This is a genomic window from Rhizobium sp. 05N49 (assembly GCF_056396805.1).
On sequence record NZ_JBFTME010000016.1, the window covers coordinates 130,742 to 137,392 of the forward strand.

10 protein-coding genes are annotated in these 6,651 nt (G+C 59.2%); 4 read left to right on the forward strand and 6 right to left on the reverse strand.

Annotated features, from left to right (window positions below; translation table 11 throughout):
- Window positions 1-10 precede the first annotated feature (10 nt).
- Both AC1DF8_RS26915 and AC1DF8_RS26920 read right to left on the reverse strand, forming a co-directional pair.
- Entirely contained in the window at window positions 11-1,000 is a 990-nt protein-coding gene (locus AC1DF8_RS26915) for a potassium channel beta subunit family protein (RefSeq protein ID WP_113117191.1), read from the reverse strand.
- 199 nt (window positions 1,001-1,199) lie between these two features.
- Window positions 1,200-1,391, reverse strand: coding sequence for a hypothetical protein (locus tag AC1DF8_RS26920; RefSeq protein ID WP_478155696.1), 192 nt, complete (start codon window positions 1,389-1,391; stop codon window positions 1,200-1,202).
- A 243-nt stretch (window positions 1,392-1,634) separates the two neighbouring features.
- On the opposite strand from AC1DF8_RS26920, the gene AC1DF8_RS26925 reads away from it, so the two are divergent.
- A complete protein-coding gene (locus tag AC1DF8_RS26925; RefSeq protein WP_478155697.1) occupies window positions 1,635-2,015 on the forward strand; it encodes a hypothetical protein in 381 nt (126 codons plus the stop codon).
- 64 nt (window positions 2,016-2,079) lie between these two features.
- On the opposite strand, the gene AC1DF8_RS26930 is transcribed toward AC1DF8_RS26925, so the two are convergent.
- Window positions 2,080-2,568, reverse strand: a complete 489-nt coding sequence (locus AC1DF8_RS26930) for a GAF domain-containing protein (RefSeq protein WP_113212227.1) — start codon at window positions 2,566-2,568, stop codon at window positions 2,080-2,082.
- A 110-nt stretch (window positions 2,569-2,678) separates the two neighbouring features.
- On the opposite strand from AC1DF8_RS26930, the gene AC1DF8_RS26935 reads away from it, so the two are divergent.
- Complete coding sequence (locus tag AC1DF8_RS26935) at window positions 2,679-3,098, forward strand: NUDIX hydrolase (RefSeq protein WP_478155698.1); 420 nt, start codon at window positions 2,679-2,681, stop codon at window positions 3,096-3,098.
- A gap of 96 nt (window positions 3,099-3,194) precedes the next feature.
- Entirely contained in the window at window positions 3,195-3,800 is a 606-nt protein-coding gene (locus AC1DF8_RS26940; RefSeq protein ID WP_478155699.1) for a carboxymuconolactone decarboxylase family protein, read from the forward strand.
- A gap of 30 nt (window positions 3,801-3,830) precedes the next feature.
- Here AC1DF8_RS26940 and AC1DF8_RS26945 read toward each other — a convergent pair whose 3' ends face one another.
- Both AC1DF8_RS26945 and AC1DF8_RS26950 read right to left on the reverse strand, forming a co-directional pair.
- Window positions 3,831-4,760, reverse strand: coding sequence for an alpha/beta hydrolase (locus AC1DF8_RS26945; RefSeq protein ID WP_478155705.1), 930 nt, complete (start codon window positions 4,758-4,760; stop codon window positions 3,831-3,833).
- Window positions 4,761-4,885: 125 nt separating this feature from the next.
- Entirely contained in the window at window positions 4,886-5,041 is a 156-nt protein-coding gene (locus tag AC1DF8_RS26950; RefSeq protein WP_478155700.1) for a hypothetical protein, read from the reverse strand.
- Window positions 5,042-5,079: 38 nt separating this feature from the next.
- Here AC1DF8_RS26950 and AC1DF8_RS26955 point away from each other — a divergent pair, with 38 nt between their 5' ends.
- Window positions 5,080-5,502, forward strand: a complete 423-nt coding sequence (locus tag AC1DF8_RS26955; protein ID WP_018115487.1) for a lipocalin-like domain-containing protein — start codon at window positions 5,080-5,082, stop codon at window positions 5,500-5,502.
- 101 nt (window positions 5,503-5,603) lie between these two features.
- On the opposite strand, the gene AC1DF8_RS26960 is transcribed toward AC1DF8_RS26955, so the two are convergent.
- Window positions 5,604-6,491: a LysR family transcriptional regulator gene (locus AC1DF8_RS26960; protein ID WP_478155701.1), complete on the reverse strand. Its 888-nt coding sequence runs from the start codon at window positions 6,489-6,491 to the stop codon at window positions 5,604-5,606.
- Between the last annotated feature and the right edge of the window lie 160 nt (window positions 6,492-6,651).

Below are 6,651 nucleotides of genomic sequence, written 5' to 3' on the forward strand. Positions count from 1 at the left end.
TTGGCCCTGTCTAGAAGCGACGCGGTGCTTCCGGTTTGTTTCCGACGATGCTGTCGATCCGCTCCAGCACGTCAGACGTCAGCTTGCTCTTGTGCGAGAGGGCCGCGAGATTGTCCTGCAGCTGGCTTGCGCGCGAGGCGCCGAGGATGACGGTCGAGACGTTCTTGTTGGCGAGGCACCAGAGAAGGGCGAGATGGGTGATCGACAGCCCGATCTCGTTCGAGAGCCTGGCAAGCTGACGCACCTGTTCCAGCTGGGCGCGACCAGCGTCGGTGGACCATTTTTCCTTCAGCCATTCGTAGCCCGGCAGGTTCATGCGGCTGTCGGCCGGTACGCCGTCATTGTACTTGCCTGTCAGAACGCCGGAAGCGAGCGGCGACCAGATGGTGGTGCCGAGGCCGATCAGGTCGTAGAGCGGCAGGTAATCTGCTTCGACCTTCTGACGTTCAAAGATGTTGTATTGCGGTTGCTCCATGGTCGGCGGCGTGATGCGGAGATCCCGAGCGACAGCGTAGGCTTCCGTCAGTTGCTGGGCAGACCATTCCGACGTTCCCCAGTAGAGCACCTTGCCCTGGGCAACGAGATCGTGCATCGCGCGGACCGTTTCTTCGATCGGAGTGTCAATATCCGGGCGGTGGCAGAAGTAGAGGTCGAGATAGTCGACCTGAAGACGCTTGAGCGCCGCGTGGCAGGCGTCCGTCACATGCTTGCGCGACAGGCCACGCTGCGTCGGCTTCTGACCACCCCAGAAGACCTTGCTCGAGACGACATAACTGTCGCGGCCCCAGGCGAGCGATTTCAGCGCCTCGCCCATGACGATTTCGGATTTGCCGCTCTCGTAACCCTCGGCATTATCAAAGAAATTGATCCCGCTGTCATAGGCGAGCTTCATGAGATCGACAGCGTCGCCGCCGTTGACCTGCTTGCCGAAAGTGACCCACGATCCGAAGGAGAACTCGCTCACTTTCAGACCCGACTTTCCCAAACGACGATATTCCATCACATATCTCCCAAAACTTATAAAATCTGCCGCCCCCAAAATTGAGGTCAACTTCGTAAAATCAGGCAATGGCTGATTTCGCGTAACCTATCTTATTGTCAATAATATGCGAGGCCTCGCAGTCACAAAGTCCTGCGTCCTATTGCATCACTTTTGTCCGTACCCTGTTCGGGCCTGCGGCGCAGAACCGCGCCTCACGCTAGTAACTGCAAGGGCGATCGTTGCCAAATCCGCCGAGGCAGGCCGGTCGGAGCCCAAAGTCGGTGCTTTGCGATCCATAGCCAACAGAGCCGGTCTGCATCGAACTATCCGAGCTTGTCGCACAGGACGAAGTAATGACCGCCACGATGACAGCTGATCCTATGATCAGCAGTTTTCGAAATTGGGACATTTTGATCTACCCCCAAACCGATAATCGGTGACACCGGACGCAGTGCATGTCGGTGTCGGCTAAGGAAATAGGCCAGTCCGGCTTTCCGAGAACGCCGCCGCCGATCAAGATTTCGTCATTTGCGCAGGCTGCTGCGATCGACCATCCGACTTTCATCCTCTGGTCGCGGCAAGGAGGCGGCTGGCGTTTTTCACGGCATCGGATACAACTTGCGAAAAGTCAGCCTCTGAAGCCGGGATTTTCATGCAGGTTTTCGAAGCATTCCGTGTGCGCCGCCCCGTTTGCGCCGCCGTTATCGGTTTGCTGTTCGGTCCTGACGTCGTGATGGCCTATCTCGGACGCGGCCTGATGGCGATCGCCTATTTCGTCGGTGGGGTTTCGGTTACGGCTGGTTTGATCCGGCTCTTTATCACGCTTTCGATCCCGGGCGCTTACGGCTCGCTTATTGTGCTTGCCTGGCATTCGTTCGGCGCGATCCTCGGTTATCGCGTAGCGCGCACGATCCCAAGCGACACTGCTTTTCCATGGTACTCGCGCTGGTACAATATCGTCCTGCTTTTCTCGGCCGCGATCTTGCCTCTGGTTATGCTTGCCGGACGTTTCGCATTCCCGGCACTCGATTAATCCGTCGCTATTGGCTTCGCTGACAGTTTAAGCGCAGCGACGGATCGCTGCCACGCCGGTCCGCTCAGAAACGGGTTGCCCCAGCGAAGATTTCGGCCAGACGTTCGATCCCGGCCTGGTCGTCGGCATCGAAGCGGGCGGGAAGCGGGCTGTCCAGATCGATAACGCCGACGATCTCTTCGCCATTTCGGATCGGGACGACGAGTTCGGATCGGGATGCCGCGTCGCAGGCGATATGGCCGGGAAATGCATGGACATCTGCCACGAGGATCGAGGCGCGCTCCTTGACTGCCGTGCCGCATACGCCACGGCCGACAGGGATGCGCACACAGGCCGGCTTGCCCTGGAACGGTCCAAGGACGAGCTCCTGATCCTTAAGCAGATAGAAGCCCGCCCAGTTGAGATCGGGCATCATCTGGTACATCAGGGCCGACGTGTTGGCGGCGTTGGCGATCAGGTCCGGCTCACCTTCGAGCAGGCCTTGCAGCTGTTGGGCAAGCTCGCGGTAGAACTCGGCCTTGTTTTCCACTTCGATCGACGCCGGTTGAAACATTGTTACATCCACTTCCTGTCTCTGAGCCGCTGATATAGGTGGTCAGGCGGGTTTTGACAAACGGCCGATGAGCAGTTGAATCGCGGCAGCGAATCCGGTCAGATTTCCGCATGATGAAGACGATCAGAATATCGGCTGCGCTGTTATTGCGGAGCAATGGCGACACGCTTCTGGTGCGCAAGCGCGGAACGGCGGCCTTCATGCAGCCGGGCGGCAAGATCGAGCCGGGAGAGACGCCAGAGCAGGCCCTGTCTCGAGAGCTGTCAGAAGAAATCGGCGTCACCGCAACAGCTGCCGAACTCGAATTTCTGGGCCAATTTCAGGCGCCGGCGGCAAACGAGCCGGATCATCTCGTCGTCGCCGAAGTTTTCCTGGTGCATGCGAAGGACGCCGATATCAAAGCAACGGCGGAGATCGAGGAGGTCCGCTGGATATCGCCGTCGGAAGCGGGCGGGATCATCATGGCGCCGCTGACGGAACACCATATCCTGCCATTCTACCGCCAGCGGCAGAACCAGGCGGCCGGGTAAGGTGTCAGGTATCCGTCCTGCAGAAGCGGTCGGCCGGCAGATTGATGTCGCCGGATGCCGCTCTATTCTCCCAATGGATCAAGGGAGGATCGTGCCATGGCTTTCATTCATACCCCCGATGCATCCGCCAGCGAGAAGACGGCTTCGATGTACGCTTCGGCAGAAGCGAGCTACGGCTATCTGCCGAACATGTACCGGGCCTTCGGCCACCGGCCAGAGGTGATGGAGCATTGGGGGACGCTGCTTGCCAGTATTCGCGGCCATATGAGCCAGCGGCGTTATGAGCTGGTGACGCTGGCGGCGGCCAGGGAACTCAAATCGTCCTACTGCATGCTTGCGCATGGTTCGGTGCTGCTGCGCGACGGCTTCACCAACGACAGCCTTTCGGCAGTCGCCGGCGGCAGCGAAAAAGCGCCCATCGATGCAGTCGAGCGGGCAATCATGGATTTTGCCGCCAAGGTGGCGCGCGATGCGACCTCGGTGACGCAGCAGGACATCGATGGTCTGAAGCGGCACGGGCTCAATGACACGGAGATCTTCGATGTCACCGCAGCAGCGTCAGCACGCTGCTTCTTCTCCAAGATGCTGGATGCGCTGGGTGCAGCACCCGATCATGCCTATGCCGAGCGGCTCGATCCCAAACTCCGTCAGAATCTCGCCATCGGCCGGCCGATAGAAGGGCTGAATTCGAACCACTCGTAGAAGCTCAGATCGCGCGGTTCTGGATTGGCCTTACTGTGCCGGCGGGTCTGCAAAATGCATAATCGCGAATTCGGCGATCCTCTGGCCGGCCTTGTCGGCATCATCGAGCACCGAAGGGAAAAGCTGCCAATGATGCGGCATTCCCGGCCATACCTCGGCCGTCACGTCGACGCCGGCCTTTTGCGCCTTGTCGGCCAGCCGCAGCGTATCATCGAGCAGCAGCTCGCCGGAGCCGACCTGCAGCAGCAAGGGCGGAAAACCGGTGAGATTGGCATAAAGCGGAGAAATGTCGGGATCGGTCGGAGAATTGTTGCCGAGATAGGCCTTGCGCAGCGCATCCAGCGCGTGCTTGTCCAGCATGGGATCGTTGGTGGCGTTCGCTGTGACCGATGCACCTGAGGCGGACAGATCGGTGATGGGGCTGAGTGCCACGACGCCTGCCGGCAGCGGCTGGCGGGAACGCATCTGCCGCAGCACGGCCTCGAGCGCGAGATTGCCGCCGGCGCCATCGCCCATCACCACGATATTTCCGTTGCTGTAGCCGCTTTCGAGCAGATAGCGATAGGCGGTGAGTGCGTCATTGACCTGTGCTGGATAGCCATATTCCGGCGCCAGCCGGTAATCGATAAGCAGCACATCGCTTGACGCAGCCTTGGCAAGCGAGCCTGCAAGCAGGCTGTGGCTACGGATGGAGCCACCGTAGAAGCCGCCGCCATGGATGAAAAGGATCACGCGCCGGCCGACCGGATGATGAAGGCGCGCCGGCCAGATAAGTTCGGCATCGACCCCATCAGCGTCGACATGCCGGATCTGGATGCGCGTCGGCTCCGGCAGCGATTCCATGAAATCGCGAAAAGCGGTGCGGCGGTCGCGCAAACTCAYGGCGCCCTTGAAATGCTCCTGCCAGCGAGACACCAGTTTTTCGACCTGTTCATGCGAGGCAGGCGTCTGTGCCGGCATGTCCCGCGTCGACTTTTCCTGCGCGGCCACTGGAAAGGCAATTAGAACCGCAGCCGTAAAGGCCGACAGCATTGTTCGACGACACTCCACTTTCCACCAATTGCCAGCGGAAAAAACCGGCTTTCTCATTCGCCCCTCCGGCGCTGCTCTTCCTTCGTGCGGCGCATCTTCACCACTTCGCCACCGAGAGTCAAAAGGGAGTTTTGACTGATCACCGGAAGCTTTTCCTGCTCTGATTGGAACATTGTGATCAGGAAAGGCTCCGGGTTCATAGCCTGCATTTCTAGTTGTGCTAGACTACTTTAAGGAGGGGATAATCATGGATAAAGCCGCCCTTATCGGAACGTGGCGCATGATCTCGTGGACACGAACCGTCGTTGCGACGGGGAAAGTCAGCGACGCCATGGGTGCCGATCCCATCGGATATATCGCCTATCACGCAGATGGCCGGATGATGGCCTTCGTTACCAACCGGCGCAGGCCGAAACCCAACGGCAAAGCGCCCAACGACAGTGAAAAGGCCGCACTCTTCGATACGATGCTGGCCTATACCGCCGAATATTCCCTGGAGGGTGACAAGGTGATCCATCACGTGGAGGCCGCCTGGAATCCGACATGGGAGCGGCCCCTTATCCGCCCGGTGCATATGGAGGGCGACATACTCGTCATCAGCGATGCACCCGGCACCGATCCTGTCACGGGAGAGGATGTTGTCTACCGATTGGAATTCTCCAAACTCTGACCACCAAGCATGTCGCGACAGTTTCGCTTCCGATGCTTTGGATCCTCGTATCCACGCATGTGGTTGGCACAAAACCACGGCACACTTTTACGCGATTTGCCTTAGTCGCCGCGGATCGCGTCTATCACCGTCCGGAAGCCCGCCGAAATATGCCGCCGGCTGGGATAGTAGAGATAAAGCGGCTCCTCCGGCTGGCACCATTCGTCGAGTACCTGGATAAGTTGGCCGCTTGCAATCAGCGGCGCCACCCTGCCCTCCCAGACATAGGCGAGCGCCACACCGCTCAAGGCTGCCGCCGTCATCAATTCGTGGTCGTCGAGCGAGAGCGGACCGCTCGGGTGGAAAGTGATGGCCTGGCCGTCCATTTCAAAGTCCCAGGGGTAACGCGCGCCCGAGGGGAACATGTTCTGGATGCAGATATGGCGCTTCAGATCATGCGGCGTCTCAGGCTTCTGCCGTGTTTCGAAATAGGCGGGAGAGCCGACGACGACGAGGCGCATGCGCGGCTTGATGCGTACGGCGATCATGCCTTCCGTAACGCGCTCGCCGAAGCGAATGCCGGCATCGAAGCCTTCCTCGACAATATCCACCAGCCGGTCAGTCGCCGCGATCTCGAGCTGCAGATTGGGATTCTTCATCAGGAGCGGCCCGATGACCTGGCCGACGACGAAGGGAGCAATGGAATTCCCGACATTGATACGAACGCGACCGAAAGGGGTATCGCGGAAACGGTTCAGCGCATCGAGTGCGGAATTGATCTCGCCGAAGGCCGGATCGAGATGGGAGCGAAGCAGTTCGCCGGCCTCCGTCAGCGAGACGCTGCGGGTCGTGCGGTTCAGCAACCGGATGCCGATGCGGTCCTCCAGGTTGAGGACAGCGTGGCTGATCGCAGAGGCGGTGACACCCCTCTCCTCTCCCGCCTTGCGGAAACTCTTGTGCCTGGCGACAGCGGCAAAGGCAGCCATTTCGGAAAGTTCGGTCGCCCTCATTAATGAATATCACTCATCATAGTCTCTCAAATAACAAATCTTATACATGAGCTGGATTTGCGTCAAATTCCTCTCCGTCAGCAGCGCACTGCTGAAACAAACAGTCTCAGGAAAGGGAATTGTCATGAAAGTCTGGTTTATCACGGGTGCATCGCGTGGC